General features: G+C 70.8%; 17 protein-coding genes. 7 read left to right on the top strand and 10 right to left on the bottom strand.

Features of this window, described 5'->3' with window-relative positions:
* Window positions 1-194: 194 nt before the first annotated feature.
* Together QRN44_RS13535 and QRN44_RS13530 are read left to right on the top strand one after the other, a co-directional pair.
* The gene (locus QRN44_RS13535; protein WP_064294812.1) at window positions 195-1,541 is read left to right on the top strand and encodes an MFS transporter; all 1,347 of its coding nucleotides are present in this window, start codon (window positions 195-197) and stop codon (window positions 1,539-1,541) included.
* Window positions 1,542-1,723: 182 nt separating this feature from the next.
* Entirely contained in the window at window positions 1,724-3,652 is a 1,929-nt protein-coding gene (locus QRN44_RS13530) for an ABC transporter ATP-binding protein (protein ID WP_285039385.1), read from the top strand.
* 71 nt (window positions 3,653-3,723) lie between these two features.
* Here the strand turns inward: QRN44_RS13530 and QRN44_RS13525 are convergent, their stop codons facing one another.
* Both QRN44_RS13525 and QRN44_RS13520 read right to left on the bottom strand, forming a co-directional pair.
* Entirely contained in the window at window positions 3,724-4,476 is a 753-nt protein-coding gene (locus QRN44_RS13525) for a putative endonuclease domain-containing protein (protein ID WP_285039384.1), read from the bottom strand.
* A gap of 377 nt (window positions 4,477-4,853) precedes the next feature.
* On the bottom strand, window positions 4,854-6,719 hold the full coding sequence (locus QRN44_RS13520) for a phosphoenolpyruvate carboxykinase (GTP) (RefSeq protein WP_285039459.1): 1,866 nt from the start codon (window positions 6,717-6,719) through the stop codon (window positions 4,854-4,856).
* Between the two features lie 123 nt (window positions 6,720-6,842).
* Between QRN44_RS13520 and QRN44_RS13515 the strand changes: the two genes are divergently transcribed.
* Window positions 6,843-8,300: a helix-turn-helix transcriptional regulator gene (locus QRN44_RS13515; protein ID WP_064294809.1), complete on the top strand. Its 1,458-nt coding sequence runs from the start codon at window positions 6,843-6,845 to the stop codon at window positions 8,298-8,300.
* Here the strand turns inward: QRN44_RS13515 and QRN44_RS13510 are convergent.
* Window positions 8,285-9,472 carry a DUF4192 family protein gene (locus QRN44_RS13510; protein ID WP_285039383.1) on the bottom strand — a complete coding sequence of 396 codons (1,188 nt, stop codon included), beginning with the start codon at window positions 9,470-9,472 and terminating at the stop codon, window positions 8,285-8,287. The genes QRN44_RS13515 and QRN44_RS13510 overlap by 16 nt on opposite strands.
* 223 nt (window positions 9,473-9,695) lie before the next feature.
* On the opposite strand from QRN44_RS13510, the gene QRN44_RS13505 reads away from it, so the two are divergent.
* Together QRN44_RS13505 and QRN44_RS13500 are read left to right on the top strand one after the other, a co-directional pair.
* Window positions 9,696-11,420: a thiamine pyrophosphate-binding protein gene (locus tag QRN44_RS13505; RefSeq protein ID WP_285039382.1), complete on the top strand. Its 1,725-nt coding sequence runs from the start codon at window positions 9,696-9,698 to the stop codon at window positions 11,418-11,420.
* A gap of 34 nt (window positions 11,421-11,454) precedes the next feature.
* Window positions 11,455-12,249, top strand: a complete 795-nt coding sequence (locus QRN44_RS13500) for an alpha/beta fold hydrolase (protein ID WP_285039381.1) — start codon at window positions 11,455-11,457, stop codon at window positions 12,247-12,249.
* A gap of 19 nt (window positions 12,250-12,268) precedes the next feature.
* On the opposite strand, the gene QRN44_RS13495 is transcribed toward QRN44_RS13500, so the two are convergent.
* The 3 genes from QRN44_RS13495 to QRN44_RS13485 all read right to left on the bottom strand — a co-directional run bounded on the left by QRN44_RS13495 (window position 12,269) and on the right by QRN44_RS13485 (window position 15,487).
* Window positions 12,269-14,539 (bottom strand): MMPL family transporter, encoded by a 2,271-nt coding sequence (locus QRN44_RS13495; protein WP_285039380.1) that lies wholly within the window; start codon window positions 14,537-14,539, stop codon window positions 12,269-12,271.
* 78 nt (window positions 14,540-14,617) lie between these two features.
* Window positions 14,618-15,193 (bottom strand): isochorismatase family protein, encoded by a 576-nt coding sequence (locus QRN44_RS13490; protein WP_121291961.1) that lies wholly within the window; start codon window positions 15,191-15,193, stop codon window positions 14,618-14,620.
* A 99-nt stretch (window positions 15,194-15,292) separates the two neighbouring features.
* Complete coding sequence (locus QRN44_RS13485) at window positions 15,293-15,487, bottom strand: hypothetical protein (RefSeq protein WP_064294803.1); 195 nt, start codon at window positions 15,485-15,487, stop codon at window positions 15,293-15,295.
* A 60-nt stretch (window positions 15,488-15,547) separates the two neighbouring features.
* Here QRN44_RS13485 and QRN44_RS13480 point away from each other — a divergent pair, with 60 nt between their 5' ends.
* Window positions 15,548-16,411 carry an endo alpha-1,4 polygalactosaminidase gene (locus tag QRN44_RS13480; RefSeq protein ID WP_285039379.1) on the top strand — a complete coding sequence of 288 codons (864 nt, stop codon included), beginning with the start codon at window positions 15,548-15,550 and terminating at the stop codon, window positions 16,409-16,411.
* A gap of 128 nt (window positions 16,412-16,539) precedes the next feature.
* A complete protein-coding gene (locus QRN44_RS13475) occupies window positions 16,540-17,445 on the top strand; it encodes a LysR family transcriptional regulator (protein WP_064294801.1) in 906 nt (301 codons plus the stop codon).
* 12 nt (window positions 17,446-17,457) lie between these two features.
* Here the strand turns inward: QRN44_RS13475 and QRN44_RS13470 are convergent, their stop codons facing one another.
* The 4 genes from QRN44_RS13470 to QRN44_RS13455 form a co-directional block, all read right to left on the bottom strand.
* Entirely contained in the window at window positions 17,458-18,912 is a 1,455-nt protein-coding gene (locus QRN44_RS13470; protein ID WP_285039378.1) for an LCP family protein, read from the bottom strand.
* 82 nt (window positions 18,913-18,994) lie between these two features.
* Entirely contained in the window at window positions 18,995-20,152 is a 1,158-nt protein-coding gene (locus QRN44_RS13465) for a CPBP family intramembrane glutamic endopeptidase (protein WP_285039377.1), read from the bottom strand.
* A gap of 74 nt (window positions 20,153-20,226) precedes the next feature.
* Complete coding sequence (locus QRN44_RS13460; protein WP_285039376.1) at window positions 20,227-21,216, bottom strand: LacI family DNA-binding transcriptional regulator; 990 nt, start codon at window positions 21,214-21,216, stop codon at window positions 20,227-20,229.
* Between the two features lie 87 nt (window positions 21,217-21,303).
* Entirely contained in the window at window positions 21,304-22,224 is a 921-nt protein-coding gene (locus QRN44_RS13455) for a hypothetical protein (protein ID WP_285039375.1), read from the bottom strand.
* Window positions 22,225-22,229: the final 5 nt, after the last annotated feature.

Raw genomic sequence — 22,229 nt, 5'->3', positions numbered from 1 at the left:
CGTCGCATCACGCGGCATTCCGATATCGGCATCCGCCCTGCTGGGCAACCGAATACCGGAATGCCGCACTTCGGCGTACAGTGTCATGGTCCTGCCACAAGCGGGCGAACCTCTGATCCTGCCGTCGTCGGCGGGCGTGCGCGACCGGTGCTGATGCTTCGACGGCGTCCATTCCCGAACCGAAACGCGCACGCATGTCTCTCGAAGCAACCCCAGTCACCAAGGCCCCGGTCAATCCGCGCTCTCGTGTCGTCCTCGCCAGCCTCATCGGCACGACGATCGAGTTCTACGACTTCTACGTCTACGCGACGGCCGCCGTCCTCGTCTTCCCGCACCTCTTCTTCCCGAGTGAGGACCCGACCGCGGGTCTCCTCGCCTCCTTCGCCGTGTTCGGCGCCGCGATGGTGGCCCGCCCCGTCGGCGCCGTCATCTTCGGGCACCTCGGCGACAAGCGCGGTCGGAAGGCGACGCTCGTCGGCGCCCTCCTCACCATGGGGATCGCGACCTTCCTCATCGGCCTCCTGCCCACCTACCAGCTCGTCGGCTGGGTCGCCCCGCTGCTGCTCGTGATCCTCCGCATCGGTCAGGGCTTCGCGCTCGGCGGCGAATGGTCGGGTGCCGCCCTCGTGGCGACCGAGAACGCGCCGACCGGCAAGCGTGCCCTGTTCGGCACGTTCCCGCAGCTCGGTGCGCCGATCGGCTTCATCATCGCCAACGGACTCTTCCTGATCATCGCGGCTATCCTGCCGAGCGACGACCCGTCCATGCCGTCCGAGGCGTTCCTCGAGTGGGGTTGGCGCATCCCGTTCCTGTTCTCCGTCGTCATGGTGATCGTCGGCCTCTGGGTCCGACTCCGCCTCGTCGAGAGCAACGCGTTCACGAACGCGAAGGAGCAGGGCAAGGTGCAGCGGTCGCCGCTCGCGAGCGTCGTCAAGTTGCACTGGCGCAAGCTGCTCCTCGGCACCTTCTTCATGCTCGCCACCTACGTCCTCTTCTACCTGATGACGACGTTCTCGCTGAGCTACGGCCGTGCGCCGCTCGACGCACCGGTCGCCGGCCTCGGCTACAGCTACACGACCTTCGTCCTCATGCTCATCGCCGGCGTGGTCTTCTTCGGGATCTTCACGCTCGTGTCCGGCCCCTTCGCCGACAAGTACGGACGCCGGAGGACGCTCATCGTCGTGACGAGCGCGATCCTCGTGTTCGGGCTCGTCTGGGTCCCGCTGCTCGGCGCCGGGTTCACCGGGGTCATGATCTGGCTCATCATCGGGTTCAGCCTCATGGGGTTCACCTTCGGACCGATGGGCGCCCTGCTGCCCGAGCTGTTCCCGACGAACGTGCGGTACACCGGGTCGGGGATCTCGTACAACGTCTCGTCGATCCTCGGCGCAGCGGTCGCACCGTTCATCGCCGTCGCACTGTGGAGTGCCGGCGGCGGCAGCCCGTTCTGGGTCGGCGTCTACCTCTCGGTGATGGCCCTGATCACGCTCGTCGCCCTCATCGTCTCCAAGGAGACCAAGGACGTCGACATCGACGCCTGATCGAGGCGATCACCGAGGGCCGGTGCGTGGAGGACACCTCCGCGCACCGGCCCTTGCTGCGTCGGCGCTCGGCGCGTCGGCTTCGGGCTCGGCGCGTGCGACCGTCGCCTAGAGTTGAACCACGGTGCGCCGTCGCCATGGACGTCTCGGAGCCGCGCACCGCACCTCGGAGGAAGAGCACCATGAGCACCCCAGCGCGCCCGGCACGCAGCCGCAACCCGTTCAGCCGACCGAAGGACGACGGTCCCCGCGCGAGCCTCAAGCAGCTCATGCCGTACATCTTCGAGCACCGCTCGATCCTCATCGTCGTCATCATCCTGAGCGTCATCGGAGCGGCCGCGTCACTCGCCCAGCCGCTCATCGTCAGCCAGGTGATCGGGGTCGTCGAGGCGGGCCGGTCGCTCGGCAACCTGGCGTGGCTCCTCGTCGGGCTCGTCGTGCTCTCCGGCGTCATCAGCGGATACCAGCACTACCTGCTGCAGCGCGCAGGCACCGGGGTCGTGTACTCCTCCCGGCGCCAGCTGATCGCGCGCATCTTCCGGCTGCCGATCAGCCAGTTCGACACGCGCCGCACCGGCGACCTCGTCTCGCGGGTCGGCAGCGACACGACCATGCTCTACGCCGTCCTGACGCAGGGCTTCGTGGACGCCGTCGGCGGTGCCATCACCTTCCTCGGCGCACTCATCGCCATGGCGATCATCGACCCCGTCCTGCTGGGCCTCACCCTCCTCGTCGTCGTCGTCTCGGTCGTCGTCGTCGTCGCCCTGAGCGGACGCATCCGCGTCGCCAGCCGCGAGCAGCAGACCAAGGTGGGTGAGCTCGCCGCCGCGGTCGAGCGGGCCATCAGCTCCATCCGCACCATCCGCGCGTCCAACGCGACCGACCGCGAGATCGACGCGGTGGACGGCGTGGCCAAGGAGGTCTACGGCGTGGGCGTGCGGATCGCGAAGATCTCCTCGCTGGTCGTCCCGGTCGCCGGCATCGCCATGCAGACCTCGTTCCTGGTCGTCCTCGGCGTCGGTGGGTTCCGCGTCGCGTCCGGGGCCATCACCATCGCGAGTCTCGTCGCGTTCATCCTCTTCCTGTTCATGATGATCATGCCGCTCGGCCAGGCCTTCGGCGCGATCACGAGCGTCAACCAGGCGCTCGGAGCGCTCGGCCGGATCCAGGAGATCCTCGACCTGCCCGACGAGGGCGACGACGACGCGGCCATCGCCGCGCGGGTCGGACGTCCCGGGGCCGCCCCAGCGTCCGCTCCGGCGATCGAGTTCGACGGGGTCGAGTTCGCCTACCCGGACGCTGCGGTCATCGAGCGCGAGCGGGCCGCAGCGGAGGCACTCGCGACCGAGGCGCTGAGCGAGGGCACCAGCGCACCGGAGGTCGTCGCCGCCGACGCCGCCCGGCTCACCGAGGCGCAGTCGGCGCTCGGTCGTCAGGTGCTCCGTGGGGTGTCCTTCGCCGCGATGCAAGGCAGACGCACGGCGCTCGTCGGACCGTCCGGCGCCGGCAAGAGCACCATCCTCGGGCTCATCGAACGCTTCTACGACCCGACAGCCGGTGCCATCCGGCTGGGCGGCGTCGACATCCGCACGATCCCCCGCGCCGACCTCCGGGACCAGATCGGGTACGTGGAACAGGACGCCCCGGTCCTCGCCGGCACGCTGCGTGACAACCTGCTGTTGTCGTCACCTGATGCGAGCGACGCCGACTGCGAGCGTGTGCTGCATGCGGTCAACCTCGGTGGGGTCCTCGACCGCAACCCGCTCGGTCTCGCCGCTCCGGTCGGCGAGGACGGCATCATGCTGTCGGGTGGCGAGCGGCAACGCCTCGCCATCGCTCGCGCCATCCTCGCGGCTCCCCCGATCCTGTTGTTGGACGAGTCGACCTCGAGCCTCGACGGCGTCAACGAGCAGATGATGCGGGAAGCCATCGACGCGGTCGCGACGGGACGCACGCTCATCGTCATCGCGCACCGGCTCTCGACCGTCGTCGACAGCGATCAGATCGTCGTCCTCGAGGAGGGTCGGGTGGTCGGCGTCGGCACCCACAGCGACCTCGTGACCGAGGTCCCGCTCTACCGCGAACTCGCCAAGCACCAGCTCCTCGTGTGACCCCCCGGTTCATTCGCCCATTTTTGGGCGAATGGGTGCTCCGTCGCCCGAAAATGGGCGAATGAACGGTGTCACGGGCGCCATCCTGCCGCGATGAGGCGCTCGCGTGCTCGGTCGATCGCGACCGCGGCACCCGCTTGTAGGTGGTGTGCGAGGAAGCGGTCGTGGGACCAGCCGAGTCTGGTGACGGCATGGATCCGGTCGACGTCCTTCGCGAACTGCCCCGGGTCGGTGGCGTGCTGGCGCCCGTCGTACTCGAACGCTGCGCGATACGCCGGGTAGGCGAGGTCGAGACGTGCGATGAATCGCCCCCAGCGATCGCGGAGTTCGTGGTTGAGCACCGGCTCCGGGAGGCCGGCACGAACGAAGGCGAGTCGGAGTTCCGTTTCCTTCGGCGATTCGGAACCAGCGCGGATCTGCGGGAGCGCGGCACGGAGTGCCCCCGCGCCGAGATGCCGGGATCCGCTGAGCGCCGCTCCGAGGTCGTCGAGCGAGCAGAGCGCTGGAAGGCGCTGGTTGAGCCACCGGCCGGAGGCACCACGCTCACGGACGAGATGATCGCCGACCGCGATCAGCTCATCGATGTCGAGACTCGGTCCGAGCTGACACCACATGTCGGCGGGACTCACGACCGCGAGCCTCTCGACGAGGATCGGATCGCCGGAGAGGCCCGCCAAGCGATGGCCGACGACCCCGGCAACCCGGGGCGCTCGGTCCGGCGGCCGGACGCCGACATGCACCTCGTCCCAGCGCAGCCGCGCCGGGAGCGGAGCCTCCAGGAGATGCGCGGCCGACAGGTGCGAGAAGAACTGCGCCGGTGCCATTCGCAAGGCGTACGCCCGACACAGCTCCAGGTGCGCGAGATGACGCTGTTCGGGAGGCAGGTCCGCGCCCCTGCGCGGTGCAGCGAAGCTCCGAACCCCCGGGAACGGTGCCGGGACACGCGTCGTGCGGAGGCGCTCCGGCGAGACGCCCTGCTCAAGCGCCGAGCGGACGGAGAAGGCGTGGTGATCGGGTAGATCGGTCGGCGTCATGCTTCGATCGTCGCGCGATCGGTCGGTACGCGACCGGCGTACCCTCCTCGTATCGACGAGCCGCCGCGGTCTTCAGCCTGTGGAGCGCCCTCGTCACCGGTTCATTCGCCCATCTTTGGGCGCCTGAACCTCCATTCGCCCAAAATTGGGCGAATGGAGGACGAGGATCAGGATCGGAGGCGGTAGCGCAGGGCGGCGAGTTCCGCACGGAGGGCGGCCGGGACGCGGCTGCCGAAGGTGTCGAAGAAGGACTCGGTGAGGTCGCACTCGACGAGCCAGGACTCGCGGTCGACGGCGAACAGGGCGTCGAGGTCGGCCTCGGGCACGTCGATGCCGTCGAGGTTCAGCTCGTCGAGGAGCGGCAACCGGCCGATCGCCGACTCCCGTGCGTCGACCTCGTGCTCGAGCCGCCGCACGATCCACTCGACGACCCGGGAATTCTCGCCGAAGCCCGGCCAGAGGAAGGAGCCGTCGGCGTCCTTCCGGAACCAGTTGACCTGGAAGATCCGCGGCGCCTTGCCGTGCTCGAGTGCACCGCCCACTCGGAGCCAGTGACTCCAGTAGTCCGCCATGTTGTAGCCGCAGAACGGGAGCATCGCGAAGGGGTCGCGACGAAGCTCCCCGACCGTGCCCTCGGCGGCGGCGGTCTGCTCGGAGGAGATCGTCGCCCCCATGAACACGCCGTGCTCCCAGCTGCTGGCCTCGACCACGAGCGGGACGTTCGTGGCACGACGCCCGCCGAAGAGGATCGCGTCGAGCGGGACGCCGTCGGCCGCGTCCCAGTCGTCGGCGATCGACGGGCACTGCGCCGCCGCGACGGTGAACCGCGAGTTCGGATGGGCCGCCGGGCGCCCCGACTCGGGCGTCCAGTCCTGCCCCTGCCAGTCGACGAGGTGGGCGGGCGGCTCGGGGGTCAGTCCCTCCCACCAGACGTCTCCGTCGTCGCGGAGCGCGACGTTCGTGAAGATCGTGTTGCCCCACAGGGTGTCGACGGCTGTCGCGTTCGTGCCGGCGCCCGTGCCGGGCGCGACCCCGAAGAAGCCGGCCTCCGGGTTGATGGCGTACAGACGGCCGTCGTCGCCGGGTCGGATCCACGCGATGTCGTCGCCGAGGGTCTCGACCGTCCACCCGGGGATCGTCGGCCGCAGCATCGCGAGGTTGGTCTTGCCGCAGGCCGAGGGGAACGCGGCGGCGATGTGGAACGCACGGCCCTCCGGCGAGACGACCCGGACCAGCAGCATGTGCTCGGCCAACCAACCCTCGTCGCGTCCGATGACCGAGGCGATCCGCAGTGCGAAGCACTTCTTCGCGAGGAGTGCGTTACCGCCGTAGCCGGAGCCGAAGGACCACACTTCGCGCGTCTCCGGGAACTGGACGATGTACTTGGTGTCGTTGCACGGCCAGACCACGTCGGCCTGCCCCGCGTCGAGCGGGGCGCCGACCGAGTGGACGGTCCTGACCCACGGTTGTCCGTCGGCGATGAGCTCCAGCACGCGGTCGCCCATCCGCGTCATGATCCCCATGCTGAGCACCGCGTACGCCGAGTCGGTGATCTGCACGCCGAGCTGCGAGAGCGGCCCGCCGACCGCGCCCATCGAGAACGGCACGACGTACATGGTGCGACCGCGCATGCTGCCGGCGAAGACCCCGTGCAGTTCGTCACGCATCACCGCGGGATCCCGCCAGTTGTTGGTCGGGCCGGCGTCCTCCTCCTGCTCGGAGCAGACGAAGGTGCGGTCCTCGACGCGCGCGACGTCACGCGGATCGCTGCGGGCGAGGAAACTGTTCGGCCGCCACTCGGGGTTGAGCTTGATCAGCTTCCCCTCCTCGACGAGCTGGTGGGTGAGCCGGTGCGACTCGCTCGCGGAGCCGTCGACCCAGTGGATCGCGGACGGCTCCAGGAGGGCGGCGAGGTCGTCGACCCAGGCGTGCAGCTCGGCGAGGCCGGTCCGCTTCGGGCGCGGCACCGCTCGGAGCTCCGCGCGGGCGGCGAGGGTGGGTGCGGTATCGGGAATCAGTTCGGCGATGGACATGCGTTCCTCCGGCGTTGGTGGGACGGTCAAGAAGTGGTCGTAGAGCCACCATGCGCCTGATTCTGACGATCTTCGTGGGTGTTCACCCTTCAAGAATCGCGGTTCTTTCGATACGGTGAAGGAATGACGCCGACTCCCGCATCGACCGCCGCTGCCGAACTCCTCACGCTCGGCCATCGGATCCGGCACTTCCGGACCCGGCGAGGCCTGACCCTCGACGACCTCGGCGAACGGGTCGGGCTGGCGGCGAGCCAGCTCTCCCTCATCGAGAACGGGAAACGCGAGCCGAAGCTGTCGGTCCTGCAGGAGCTGACGACCGCGCTCGGGGTCGACCTGACCGACCTGCTGTCGAAGGAGGCACCGAACCCCCGCGCGGCACTGGAGATCGAGCTGGACCGCCTCCAGCGCAGTGCCCTCTACGGCGAGTTGACCCTGCCGATCGTCAAGCCGTCGAAAGGCATCCCCGACGAAGCCCTCCGCGCACTCGTGGGCCTGCACCGCGAACTGCAGCGGCACGCGAGCGAGGCGATCGCGACCCCGGAGGAGGCACGGCGTGCCAACACCGAGTTGCGGGAGTGGATGCGGGAGCGCGACAACCACCTGCCCGAGATCGAGGAACTCGCGGAGTCGCGCGTGCTGCGCGCCGGGCACAGCACCGGCGCACTCACCCACCGCACGGTGAGCATCATGGCGGAACAGCTCGGCTTCGACCTCATCTACGTCAACGACCTGCCGCACTCCGCCCGCAGCGTCACCGATCTCGAGAACGGGCGCATCTACCTGCCACCGGCTTCGATCCCCGGCGGACACGGCCTGCGGTCCATGGCCCTGCAGGCGATGGCGCACCGCCTGCTCGGGCACCAACGTCCGACGAGTTACGCCGAGTTCCTCCGGCAACGGCTCGAGATCAACTACTTCGCTGCGGCGGCGCTCATGCCGCAGACGGCCGCGGTGTCGTTCCTGCAACAGGCCAAGCGCGACCGCAACCTGGCCGTCGAGGACTTCCGCGACGCCTTCGGGGTCACCCATGAGGCCGCGGCGCTGCGCCTGACGAACCTGGCGACCGCCCGGCTCGACATGCGCCTGCACTTCCTGCGGGTCTCCGAGGATGGAGCGATCTCGAAGGCCTATGAGAATGACGCGCTGCCGCTGCCCGTCGATGTGACGGGCGCGGTGGAGGGCCAGATCGTGTGCCGGAAGTGGAGCGCACGGAACGCCTTCGCGCGGACGAACCGCACCACGGAGCTCTACCAGTACACCGACACCCCGGCCGGTACCTTCTGGTGCGCGACGCAGACCGGTACGACCGAGGCCGGGGAGTTCTCGATCTCGGTCGGCGTGCCCTGGGGCGAGGCGAAGTGGTTCCGCGGACGGGAGACCACGACGCGTGCGGTCTCCACCTGCCCGGACCCGACCTGCTGCCGTCGACCGCCGTCGGACCTCGCCGACAAGTGGCGGGAGCAGGCCTGGCCGAGCGCCCGGTTGCACACCCACATCCTCTCCCCGCTGCCGAGCGGCACCTTCCCGGGCGTCGACGACTCCGAGGTCTACGACTTCCTGGAGCGTCACGCGGCGGGCTGATCGCTGGGGGCGGCCACGCCGTCGCGTGTTCCCGGGGTACTGCAGAACGCCCAGGCCGGGAGGTGCCCCTGGCGGATCAGCGACCCGACGGTCGCCGCCAGCGGGTGGTCCAGCTCCTCGTCGACCAGCTCGGCGAGGAAGGCGGTCGCGCGCGTGCTCTGGCCGAGCGCCCACGACAGCCAGGCGAGCATGGCGAGCGGTGCGACGCGTGCGGACTCCGACGCTCGCGCCGCGACGCCGAGGAGCAGGCTGCTCGCTGCACGGATGCGTTGGACGTCGGGATGCGGTCCGTCGCCGACCAGCAGGTGGGCGACCCGATGGAACACCTCCGGGTCGTCCGTCCCGACCGGCAGATGCCCGTACGCGCGTTCGGCGTCGTCGAGTTCCTCGCCCAGCTCGCGCCCGAACGCCCACTGCATGAGTGCGAGATCGCTCGCCCACGGACGTGAGAGGCTCAGCAACAGGAAGGCCACTTCCCGGGCGGTCATCCCCTCGACGCCGCGGGCGAGCGCGTCCTCGAAGACCGCAGGAAGGCCGTCGAGTCGTTCCACGGCGTCTCCGACGTCGATCCGCCAGGTCATGCGGGCACGATCGGCGGCCTTCTCGAGCATGGAGGCCAGTCGCGCGCAGAGCACCCGGTACTCGAGGTCGACGGCTGCGAACGTCGCCACGTCCACCGACGGGACCTCGGTCGTGACGAGCTCCCAGGGGAGCGGTGGGACCGGCGGGACCGCCGCCGAGGCCACGATCGCCGGCGGACGCCCTCCGGCGGGGAGTCCGGGGTCGAGGTAGGAGCCCCAGCCGTCAGCGGCCGAGCAGAGGGCGTCCTTGACCGTGAAGCCCTGCGCGCTCGCCAGCTCGAGGACGGCGTCGGCGATCGTCCTGCCCGGTGGCTCCGCCCCGGCTCCGAACGCGTCGTCCGTGTAGACCACAGGCACGATGGCGTCGACACCCGGTGCCCGGCAGGCGAACCCGAGGGCGCGCTCCGCGGCGGCGTCCGCCACCTGACGTTCGACGTCCGTTCCGGCCGGCAGGTGCACCTGGAGTGCGCCGCGGCTGTGACGGCCCGCGAACAGGACGACGACGAGACTCGATCTCGGAGTGCTTCCGACGAGTCCGGGGATGAGGGCGAGGAGGTCTTCGGCCGCGTTGGCCTGCACGATGTGGTTCATGGAGCCAGCCTCCGTCGAACCCGGGTCCGACTGTCCGGCAGGCGTCACGGATGTGGAGCGGATGCTGTCGCGGCCGCACTGTGCAGCGCGGTCGCCGCGGAGTAGAGTGTGCTCGTCAGACTCCGCAGCACGGGGGTCGTTGCTCGAAAAAAGGGCGATAGCGCGGCCAGCACCGGCGAGACACACACGGAATCCCATCCGTCCACGTTCTCGAAGGTCTCCCATGTCCGAACACGCTTCGTCGACCGTTCCCACGTCGACCCGCTCCTCCACCGTCTCCGCCCGGGTGGCACAGGCACTCAGCCGCCATATCTCCGAGGTGTTCGGCGTCATGGGCAACGGCAACGCGCACCTCCTCGACGCACTCGCCGCGACCACGACCCGCTTCACCGCCATGCGTCACGAGGCCGGGGGCGTCGCCGCAGCCGACGCCTACGCCCGCGCCGGCGGCGGTCTCGCTGCCGCGACCGCGACCTACGGAGCCGGATTCACCAACACCCTAACGCCCCTCGCGGAGGCGGTGATGGCCCAGATCCCGCTGGTCCTCGTCGTCGGTGACGCCCCGACCACCGGGGCCCGCCCCTGGGACGTCGACCAGTTCCAGATCGCCGCCGGGCTCGGTGCACCGACCTTCACCGTCGGCCGTGACGACGCAACCGCGACCACGCTCCGTGCCATCGAGCACGCCGTCCACCGCCGGACCGCGGTCGTGCTCGCGATCCCCTACGACCTCGCCGCCGTGGCGTCCGACGAGCCGCTGCGGGCGGACGGCACACCGCACCACCCGGCACTCGTCCGGCCGTCCCGCGTGGAGCCCGTCGCGCGGCGCCTGGACACCGCCGCCGCCGCTCTGCGCGGCGCACACCGTCCGCTCATCCTGGCCGGGCGTGGAGCCTGGCTGGCCGACGCCGGCCCGGTCCTCGGTGAGCTCGCGGAGCTGCTCGACGCCCACACCGCGACCACGGCGCTCGGACGCGGGCTCTTCGGTTCCAGCCCCCGTGATCTCGGGGTGGCCGGCGGCTTCGCGACGGAGCACGCCGCGAGGCGTATCGCCGAAGCGGACGTCGTGCTCGTCGTCGGCGCCGGCCTCAACCAGTTCACGATGCGGTTCGGCGAGGCCTTCTCCCCCGATGCGCACGTCATCCAGGTCGACCTCGCCGACGCCCCGACGAACGCCAGGGTCGACGAGCTCATCCACGGTGACGCGGCCCTCGCAGCCGCAGGTCTCCTGGAACGGCTCTCCGACGGTGCGGGGTCCGGATGGGTCACGTCGGCCGGTCACGCCCGCCCAGCACCGCACCTCGACCGCGACCCGGGTGACGGCTCGCCCGGCGACGGACTGTGCGCCGACGGGCGCCTCGACCCGCGCAGCCTCGCGCATCGACTGGACGAGCTGCTCCCGGCCGACCGCACGGTCGTGCAGGACGGCGGCCACTTCATCGGCTGGGCGCCGATGTACTTCGACATCCCCTCCCCCGACCGCCTCGTCATGGTCGGGACGGCCTACCAGTCGATCGGGCTCGGGTTCCCGAGCGCAGTCGGTGCCGCGGCGGCCGGGCACACGGGCACCACCGTCCTCTGCACCGGCGACGGCGGCGGCCTCATGGCGCTCCCCGACCTCGACACCGTCATCCGCACGGTGCCGAGCGGCGTGATCGTGGTCTTCAACGACGCCGCCTATGGAGCCGAGATCCACCAGTACGGCTCGCGAGGACTCGACCGGGCCCCGATGCTCATCGACGAGGTCGACTTCGCCGCCCTCGCGCGGGCGTTGGGTGGCCAGGGCGTGACGATCGACACGCTCGCGGACCTCGACGGACTCACCGACTGGGTCCACGCAGGGGCGCAGGGGATCCTGCTGCTCGACTGCCGCATCTCCACGAGCGTCGTCGCCCCGTACCTCTCCGAGATGATGCACCAGGGACCACGACCGGTGGCCGTCTACTGAGCCTGCGCCGCGCCACCGCGGGTATCGTTGACGGGTGCTTCCTCAGCCTGCCCCGACCGCACCCACCTACGTCATGTCGACGGACGGCATCCGGATCGCGACGTACCTCCACGAACCGGCTCCCGGCACAGGCGACCTCGGTACGATCTTCGCGGTGCACGGCTTCGCCTCGAGCGCCGGCCTCAACTGGGACCTCGCCGGGTGGACGCGCACACTGACGCGTGCCGGGTACCGCCTGCTGAGCCTCGACCAACGCGGTCACGGAGCCTCCGACAAACCGACGGATCCCGCCGCATACCGACTCGACATCCTCGTCGACGACGTCCTGTCCGTCCTCGACGGCTACGGCGTCGACGAGCCGCACTACCTCGGGTATTCGCTGGGCTCCCGGGTGGGTTGGCGGTTGGGCGTCCGACACCCGGACCGTGTGCGTTCCCTCAGCCTCGGCGGTCTCCCCGAGGGCGACTCGCTCCGCGACTTCGACCTGGAGTCGGCCCGTCGCCATGTCAGGACCGGGACGACGATCGCGCACGCCCTGACCGACACCTACGTGACGATGGCAGAGGGCGTCCCGGGCAACGACGTGGAGGCCCTCATCGCCCTGGTGGAAGGCCTCCGCGGAGGACCCCAGCCGAGCACGGCCGAGGTGCCGCCGCTGCCGATGCTGCTCGTGACCGGAGACGACGACGCGGTCGCCGCCGGCAGTCGGCGGCTCGCCGAAGCCGCCGGTGCCCGCTACGTGGGGCTGCCCGGCCGGGAGCACTTCAACGCGGTCTCGTCGCGAGCGTTCAAGGACGCTGTGCTGGCGTTCCTCGCCGAGCAGGGGTAACCGGTCGCGTCCGCCTCGGTCAGGCCGCGTGCCGGTGCTCGACACGACCCTTCGCGAGCTTCGACGGCCACCAGATGGCGCTCCCGATGTCGTGGCTGAGGGCTGGGACGAGCAGCGTCCGGACGATGATCGTGTCGAGGAGGACCCCGAACGCCACGATGAACGCGATCTGCGCGAGGAAGAGGATCGGGATGACGCCCAGCGCCGCGAACGTGGCCGCGAGCACGAGGCCGGCCGAGGTGATCACGCCGCCCGTGATCGCCAGCCCCCGCAGCACGCCGGCCCTCGTCCCGACCCGCAGCGACTCCTCGCGGACCCTCGTCATGAGGAAGATGTTGTAGTCGATCCCGAGCGCCACGAGGAAGACGAAGCCGTAGAGCGGCACACTCGGGTCCGCGCCCGGGAACCCGAGCACGTGGTCGAACACGAGCGCGGAGACCCCGAGGGCCGCAGCGAAGGACACCACCACGCTGAGGATCAGCAGGACCGGGGCGAGCACCGAGCGGAGCAGCAGCATGAGGATGAGGAGGATGACGGCGAGCACCACCGGGATGATGAGGTTCCGGTCGTGGATGGACGCGTCGTTCGAGTCGATGGCGGTCGCCGTGACGCCGCCGACCGGCGTGTGGGTGCCGACCTCGGCGTCGAGGGTCGAGCGCAGCTGTCGCACGCTCTCCTCCGCCGTCGCGGAGTCCGGTGCCGCATCGAGCGTCGCCTGGAGAACAACGCGGCCGTCGTCGACCGTCGGTTCGGCGGACGCCACCGGGGTCCCCGGCGGCCCCGCGGCGGGAGCCGTGAACACCGCCTCCCCGTCGCTCACCGTCGCATCCGCGGTGCCCGTCGCGGCGTCGCTCGACAGCACCTGGACGCTGTCGAGACCGTCAGCCTCCTCGAGGATCCCGATGACCTGCGCGGCATCGCCCTCTTGCGTGAGGACGTACACGGGGCTCGCCGAGCCGGCCGGGAAGTGCTCACCGAGGGCGGCCTGACCGTCACGGGCCTCGGACGTGCCGAGGATGAGGTCGCTCTGGGCGACGCCGTCCGCCTTGAGCTGGAAGACCCCGAGGCTCGCGACCAGGAGGAGCAGGGTGCTCCCGATCCAGACGACGCGCGCGTGTCGGGAGATGAGACGGGCGATCCCACCCCACAGACCGGTGGTCGGCACGGCGGTGCCGTCGGTCGATGAGGCGCGCACCCGGTGCTCGCTCCCGTATTTCGGGCGCAGCGGCCAGAACGAGGTGCGACCGCAGGCCAGCAGGAGCGCGGGGAGGAAGGTGAGCGCCGCGAGGACCGAGAAGACGATCCCGATCGAGGCGACCGGCCCGAGCGCCTTGTTCGAGTTCAGGTCGCTGAGCAGCAGGCAGAGCAGTCCGGCGATGACGGTGCCGCCCGACGCGACGATCGGCTCGAACGATCCACGGAGCGCAGCCCACGTCGCATCCCACCGCCGCTCATGGTCGCGGAGGGCCTCCCGGTACCGCGAGACGTACAGCAGCGAGTAGTCGGTCGCCGCACCGATCACGAGGATGAAGAGGATGCCCTGCACCTGGCCGTTCAGCAGGACGACGCCGGCCTTCGCGAGCCACCACACGGTGAGGAGAGCGGTGCAGAGGGCGAACAACGAGGTGCCGAGCACGAGGAACGGGAGGACCGGCGAGCGGTACACGACGATGAGGATGAGGAAGACGGCGCCGAGCGCGGTCAGGAGGAGGATGCCGTCGATGCCGGCGAAGGCGTCGGTGAGGTCGGCGGTGAACCCCGCCGGTCCGGTGACGAAGACGTCGAGGCCGGCCGGGGCCGCTTCGGCGAGCTGTGCACGGATGGCCTCGACGACGTCGCCGACCTCCGCGTCGCCGCTGATCGGGACGAAGACCTCGACCGCGGCGCCGTCCTCGGAGGGGATGGCCGGAGAGACGCCGTCGGCGACGCCCTCGGTGGAGGAGAGGGCTGAGAGCTCGTCGTCGATCGCCGCCCGGTCCTCGTCGGTGATCCCGCCGTCGCGGACGAACAGCACGAGGGCCGGGATGTCGTCGCCCTCTCGGAACCCGTCGAGTGCTGTCTGCACCTCCGTCGCGTCCGCGCTCGCGGGGAGGAAACTCGTCTGGTCGTTGGTCGCGACCTCGCTCACCTTCCCGAAGTACGGACCGCCGACGCCGGCGGCCGTGAGCCAGAGGAGGATGAGGACCGCGGGGAGCACGACCCGCAGCCACCGCGGCGCACCCGCGCGGTTCCGCCGCTGCGTCCGGGTGTCCGCGTCCGTCCGCGTTCCGCCGTGTCGTCCGTGCGTCATGCGCGCGCCCCGTTCTCGCCCTGCTCGAAATAATATGCAGCTAGCTTACTATCTGCGTCGGGTACCCGGCGACGGAGTTCAGGCGGGGACGACGACTCCCCCGGCCTCGGCGATCTCGGCGAGCGCCGCATCCCCGGCGGCCTGGTCGACGGGCGCGACGAGACCGGCGAGGACGCGGACCTGCAGGCCATGCTCGATGGCGTCGAGGGCGCTGACCCGGACGCAGTAGTCCGTCGCGAGGCCGACGACGTCGACGTCGGTGATGCCCTCCTCGGCGAGGACCTCCCCGAGGGCCCGTCCCTCCGGCGTCACGCCCTCGAAGATCGAGTACCCGTGGGCACCCTGGCCCTTGCGGATGTGGGTGTCGACGCTCTTGGTGTCGAGCGCGTGGTGGTACTCGGCGCCGGCACTCCCCGCGACGCAGTGCACCGGCCAGTTCGTCTCGTAGTCGGGCTCACCCGTCGCGAAGTGACCGCCGTTGTCGCCCTCGGCGTCGTGCCAGTCACGTGAGGCGAACACGTGCACGTACTCGTCGCCGTGCTCGGCCAGCAGCCGCGTGATCCCCGCGGCGACGGCCTCGCCGCCGTCCACACCGAGCGCACCGCCCTCGGTGAAGTCGTTCTGTACGTCGATGATGAAGAGCGCGCGCGCCACGATGCCTCCGGGTTGTCGTCGTCCCGCCTCGGTGGAAGTGGGTTCCATCGAGGGTAACGCCGGGGAACCGACCGGGTGAGGTGGTTGCGCCGCGGTGACTCAGAGGCGACGTGCGCGTTCCTTGCGGCGATCGAAGAACTGCAGACCGATGTTGACACCCATCAGGACCGTGCCGAGCAGCATGGACACGAGCCCGGCGATGCGGAACCCGACGGGCAGCTCCAGGAGCAGCGCGAAGACGATCCCGAGCACGATGAGCGCGGCACCCGCGGAGAACAACACCAGATACTTCATGCCCCAACGGTACCGGCTGAGCGACGACCCCCGGACGGGACCGCGACCTAGGGTGGAGACATGAACCGTCTCCCTCGTCGCGCGCAGCTGCTCATCGCGGCGGGCGCCGCCGTCCTGCTCACGGTCACCGCCGCCGGCTGCTCCACCTTCCCGAGTGGTGCGAGCTCCGACACCGGACCGACCCATTCAGCGGGCGGGTTCCCCACGGACGTCGTCTTCGACTACCAGCTCGGCGGCGGCTACGAACCGGCGGCAGGGGTGGGCGGCGTCGCGCGCGACAGCACCGACTCCCCCGACCCCGACCGGTACTCCATCTGCTACGTCAACGGGTTCCAGAGCCAGCCGGCCGATCGCGAGGCATGGCTGGCCGAGCCCGACCTGGTCCTCACCGACGACACCGGTGAACCGATCATCGACGAGAACTGGCCCGACGAACTCATCTTCGACCTCTCCACCGACGACCGTCGTGCGCGCATCGCCGAGCGGGTCGGTGCGAGCATCACCCGCTGCGCTGAGGCGGGCTTCGACGCCGTCGAGATCGACAACCTCGACTCGTACACCCGGTCCGACGGTCGACTCACCGTGGAGGACGCGATCGCCCTCGCCACCCGGTACGCCGACCTCGCCCACGATGCCGGCCTCCTCATCGGGCAGAAGAACGCCGCCGAGCTCGGCACACGTGGTCGGGACGACGTCGGGTTCGACTTCGCCGTCACGGAGGAGTGCCACCGCTTCGACGAGTGCGCAACCTACACCGAGGTGTACGGAGGCGCCGTGCTGGACATCGAGTACACCGACGACCTGCGCGGCACCTTCGACGAGGTGTGCGCCGATCCGCAGGTCCCGTTCTCCACGATCCTGCGGGACCGCGACCTCACGCCGTCGGACGACCCCGACCACGTGTTCGAGGCCTGCGCTCCGTAGGCACCTCCCGTGCATCCGCTCCGGGGCAGGAGCCCCCGCAGCGGGGCATCCTGCTGTGGGGATCCCCGGCGCTCAGGCATATCCAGCAGGTGTCGGTACCGTGGAGGCATGATCCGGATCCACGACGCATGAACCTGGAGCAGCTGGAGGCGGTCGTCGCCGTCGTCGACTACGGCTCCTACGCCGCAGCGGCCGACGTCCTCCGGATCTCGCAGCCCTCGCTCACGAGACGCATCCAACGCTGCGAGACAGACCTCGGGCTCGCGCTCTTCACTCGGGTGGGTCGGCGCATGCAGGTCACCGATGCCGGCCGGTCCGTGCTCGGTCCGGCGAGACGGATGCTCCAGGAGGCGAAGGGGCTCCGCGCGCTCGCCGACGCGCAGCAGGCGCTCACCGCCGGCACGCTCCGGATCGGTGCACTCCCCTCGCTCGTCGCGACCCACGTCCCGGAACTCGTCGCCCGGTTCCACGCCGCGCACCCAGACGTCCGCATCGAGGTCACGGGTTCCGTCGACTCCGCCGAACTGCTCGAAGCCGTCGACCTCGGGCGCATCGACCTCGGTGTCGCCGATGTGGCCACCGCCGGCCCAGGTGTCGAGGTGCGGCTCCTGGAGGAACAGCGGTTCGCGATCGTCCTCCCCGGCCTGATGACCGTCGCCGAGCGCGAGGCCGGCCACACGCCGCCGACCATCACCGGCGACGAGCTGGCTGCGCACACCCTGGTGACCCTCCCGCGCGGGACGTCGATGCGCGCTGTGACCGACGAGGCCTACGCCCGCTTCGGTGTGCAGCCACCGCGGGTGATCGTGACCACCCAGCGCGACGCGCTCACACGGTTCGCGACCGCCGGTGTCGGGCTGACCGTGGTCCCCGAGCGGCTCGCCGACTGGGCGGCGGCGAACGGCGCCCGGGTACGCCGGTTCCCGACACCGGTCACGAGGGACATCGGCCTGCTCGTCCGCCACGACAGCCTCGGGACACCCGCCGTGAGTGCCTTCCTCCGCTTGGCGGAGCGGGTCCCACCCGGGGTCTGACGACGCCCCTCGTCAGCCGCAGAGGTCCGCGGCGGCGTTGCGGGACTCGACCTCGACGGGCGCCGGCGCGGCAGGCGGGGTCAGCGAGCCGAAGTCGTCACCGATGACGAGCACGACGTCTTCCTCGTCCGGCCCCGGTTCGCCGCTCACGACGACCGTGATCCCCAGCTCCTGGGCGAGGGAGGCGGCCGTCGCCCGAGCCGCGTCCGAGTCGCGCGCGAGCAGGACCGTCACCGGGGTGTCCGTCTCCGCGTCACCGATCGACGCGACGGTGTAGCCGAGGGCGGTCAGTCGGTCGGCCGTCGCCGTCGCGACCCCGTTCGTCTGCGAGCCGTTGAGGACGCTGACCGCCTCGACCCGCACCGGTTCGACCGGGGCGACCGGCTCCGCCGGGGACGCGTCAGCGACTCCCGCGATCGGCACCGGGACATCGGCGGCGAGGCTCGAGAAGACGATCGCCGCGTCATCGCTCGGGACGACCCGGTTGGCGTCCGACGGTGCCTCGGTCCACGGCATCGTCAGGAAGGTGATGGCCGACGCCGGCACCTGTGAGACCCGGTGCGCGAGTGAGGTCAGGCTCGCGAGATCGCCGAGCGCGGTGTCGACGGTGAGCGAGGAGGTGACCGCGTCCAGGAAGCGGATGAGGCGGTCCGGCCGGGTGAGCACCTCGGCACTCAGCGCCCGCTGCACGATCGCGGACATCACCATCTGCTGGTTGCCGAGGCGCGAGATGTCACTGCCGTCACCCACCGCGTGCCGGGTGCGGGCGAGCGCGAGCGCCTGCGTCCCGTCGATGACCTGTGCTCCGGCGGGCAGCGCGAGGTTCGAATAGGGGTCCTCCATGTCCGCCGGCAGACACACGGCCAGCCCGTCCATGCCGTTGACGATCGCCTGGAAGCCGCTGAAGTCGAGCTCGATGAAATGGTCGATCGGCACACCGGTCATCGCCTGCACCGCGGCGACCGAGCAGGCGGCACCGGAGTTCAACGCAGCGTTCACCATGCCGTAGTCGTCGGGCGTCCCCCGCCCGGTGTCCGTGCACATCGACAGGTCGGTCAGCGTGTCACGCGGAATCTGCATCGCGTCGATCCGTGTGTTGCCCTCGGAGAGGTGCACGAGCACCATCGCGTCGCTGCGCTTGGTACCGGTGTCCTCGCCGTAGTCGCCGACCTCGAGGTCACGGCTGTCGGAGCCGAGGAGCAGGACGTTGATCGCCGGGTCCGGTGCGCCTGGCTCCGCAGGCTCGGTCGAACGCCCGGTCGGGGCGGCGATGGCCTCCGAGCTGAGGTTGCCCTGCAGCCGCAGTGCGAGCGCACCGACGCCCCCGAGGAGCGCGAGCACGAGGCCGCCTGCGATGCCGGCGATGAGGCGCCGACGGCGGACCCGCGCGCTCACCCCACCGCCGTGACGGCGAGCGTGGGCGGCACGTGGACGGACGGGTGCCTCGGGGAGATCGGGTCTGCGCATCGTCCCAGTGCACCAAGCGTCGAAGCGGCGGACAAGCAGCCTGCCCGGTGCGACTCATACGCGGCGCGCATGCGTCGGAGGATCAGCTCACGGGCGAGGCGACCTCCGAGCCACGCAGTCCGGGCACCGCACGCTTACCGAACTGGCCGGTGACGACCAGGATGAGCGCCGTCGCTGCGAGGAGGATCCAGCCCGGCCAGCCGAGCAGGGTGCCGAACACACTGCCGGTGTCCTGCATCGACGTCGGGCTGGCGAACAGCAGCAGTGCCCCGACGGCGGCGTTCACCGCGCCGTGGGCGATCACCGCCGGCCACACCGAGGCGGAGCGGAGCCGCAACCAGCCGATGAGGACGCCGAGCAGCATGCACCAGCCCACCATCAGGAGCAGGCCGAGCACGTCGGTCCGCTGGTAGTTGTAGCCGAGGAGGATGAGCGGTGCGTGCCACACGCCCCAGATCGCCCCGGACAGCAGGAGGGCGGGCCAGGTGCCGAGCGGCAGGAGGTTCGGCAGCAACCAGCCGCGCCAGCCGAGTTCCTCCCCGAACGCGGACAGCGATGCCACCAGGACGCCGAGGGGCAGGGTGAGGAGCTGGACCAGGGCGACCGTGGTGAGGTCGTCCCGCCCGAGTTCGCCGGCGCCCGAGGCGGTCATGATGGCGGCCAGACCGGACAGGCCGACGAGGTCGAGCTCGATGAGCCCCATGGCCTGCCCGAGCAGCATGGAGCAGAACGCGAGGACGGGGAACCCGACGAGCGCCGCCGCGCAGAGCCCGAGGGTCCGGCCGAGGGGGCGCAGCGGCGCGAGTCCGAGCAGCCGCGGGATGCTCCTCGGCCGGGCGACGAACAGCACCACGACGAGCGCGGCGATGGTCGGGGTGTACATCATGCCGAGGGCGATGAGCTGGAACCAGGGGTTCGCGAGTCCCTCACCCGACAGCCACAGCGGCGCGGCGACGAGCCAGGCGAGGCCCACGGCGAGCACGGTGAAGACCGTGACGGCGACCCACGGGACCCTGGTGGGCAGGATCGGGGCCAGCTCGCGGTTGCGCCGGCGCTGGCGGTCCGCCGCCGACTCCGGCTGCTGCGCGAGCACGGCGCGCCCGGCGGCACCGATCACCGGAGCCGCGGCCGGTGCTGGTGCCGGCGATCCGTCGGCGAGCGGCGCCCGGATCGGTCCAGGCGCGGGCTGTCCGATCGGCGCCCAGCCGCCCTCGGTCGGTGTGTCGTCCGGTCGCTGCATGTGATCCCCCGTGGTCGCGAACAGCTTCCCACGCTACGGAGCGACGGCACGGGGCGCATCCGCCGCCCGGGGGATCACGCGGTGAGGTGACAGCCGCAGGACTCCCGCAGGAGGAGCCCGACGGGGACGACGGTGCTGCGCTCGTGCTCGCCGTCCGCGTCACCGAAGCGGGCGAGCGCCCGGGTGGCGGCCAGGCGGCCCAGGCGTGCCGGGTCCTGTTCGATGACGCTGACCGCCGGATCGAGCTGGTCGGCCATCGGGAAGTCACCGAAGCCGAGCGAGGCGATCGCCCGTGAGCGCAGCGCGGGGACGAGCGCCATCGTCACGCGCGCGTTCGCCGAGAACAGGGCCGTCGGTGGGGAGGCGAGGGCGAGGAGAGCGTCGACCACGGCGGCGGCCGGTCCGCGGTCCGTCGCGTCGAGGCTGACGAGGGCGTCGTCGAGGTCGATCCCGCTCTCGGCGAGCGCCGAACGGTAGCCCTCGAGCCGGCGACGGGTGCTCGGCGGGTGTGCCGAGTCGGCGATGAAGGCGACCCGGGTGTGCCCGTGCTCGAGCAGGTGCCTCGTCGCGAGGTAGGCGCCGCGGTGGTCGTCCTCGACGAAGCTGTCGGCGTCGAGTCCACCGGGGGCGCGGTCGACGAACACGATGGGCGTGTGCTCGGCCCACGGCGCGAGCCACGACTGGTCCTCCGCGACGGGCGCGAGGACGAGCCCCATGAGCTGTGACCGGAGCAGCGAGTCGAGCACGGCACGCTCGCGCGCCGGGTCGTCGCCGATGCTCGTGACGAGGGTGGTGATGCCCGAGACGGAACAGACCTCCTCGACGGCGCGGACGACCGCGGCGAAGAAGGGGTCGACGACGTCCGGGACCGCGACGCCGACGGAGGAGGACCGCCCGGCGCGGAAGGTGCGCGCCAGGACGTTCGGGACGTAGTTCAGCTCCCGCATGGCCGATTCGACCCGCGACCGCGTCTCGGGGAGCACGTGCGGGTCGTCGTTGAACACGCGGGAGACCGTCTTCGAGCTCACCCCGGCGAGGGACGCCACGTCCTGCATCGTGGCCATGGCTGCTCCTCGGGTGGTTCCACCTGCGTGGCGTGGTCGGATCGGACTGGTTCGCGGGCGGCGACCGAGGACGCCGCCCGCGATCCGTCAGCGACCGGCGAGCGCGGTCTCGATGACCTGCTCGAGCTCACGGAGGCGAGGCAGCGCACGGTTCGTGAGCAGTTCCTCACGCTTCGCCGACGAGATCGAAAGGCTATCCTTCCACAGCGAACGACCGGCCATCGCGCCGCCGGCACCGTTCTCGACCGCGGTGCGGACCTGGCCGACGAAGGTCTCGTGGTCGACGCCGGCGGACAGCACGGCCCACGGCACACCGGCGGCGGCCTCGGTCACGGCTGCGGCGGCCTCTGCGGAGCCCGGGTACTGGAGCTTCAGGACCTTGGAACCGGCGGCGACGGAGATCTCCGCGGCGCCGCGCACGAGCTCGGGGAAGATCTCGGCGTAGGCCTCGTCGCTCTCGCCGTCGAGCTGGTAGACGAGGATCTCGACGATGAGCAGCACGCCCTCGGCGGTGCACTCCTCCACGAGGCGGGCGATCTCGTCGATGACGACCTGCTCGGCCTCCTGCTGGTCGGAGCGCAGGTAGAAGAGCATCTTGGCGGCGTCGCCACCGAGTTCGCGGACCCGACGGGCGTCCATGCCGGGAACGTACTTTGTCCGGCGCAGACCGTTCTCGGTGTCGAATCCCGAGGAGTCCATGCCGACGACGAGACCGGTCGTGCGGGAGAGGGTGCGCTCGTCGACGACGAGCGGGAGGGCGACCTCCGGGTCGAGGAGGATGGCGGGTGCGTGGTTGCCGAGGAACCGGACGAGGTCGCTCTTGGCCTCGGCGAGTTCGTCACGGCTGATGCCGGCCGCGCCGTTCGGGGCGTCGGTCATGACGGCCTTCATGCCGTTGCGCTGGTCGCCGGCGACGATGAGCATGCCACCGCCCGGGGTGCTGATCGTGGCCATGGCGCGGCGTTCGAGCGTCGTCAGCTCGTTGGTCCTGGTGGCTACTGCGTTCATGAGGT

Origin of the sequence: Plantibacter sp. lyk4-40-MEA-4 (assembly GCF_030209415.1) — a bacterium.
Taxonomy (GTDB): domain Bacteria; phylum Actinomycetota; class Actinomycetes; order Actinomycetales; family Microbacteriaceae; genus Plantibacter; species Plantibacter flavus_A.
Note: the sequence above shows the minus strand (reverse complement) of the source record. Positions and strands in the feature narration are given on the sequence as shown.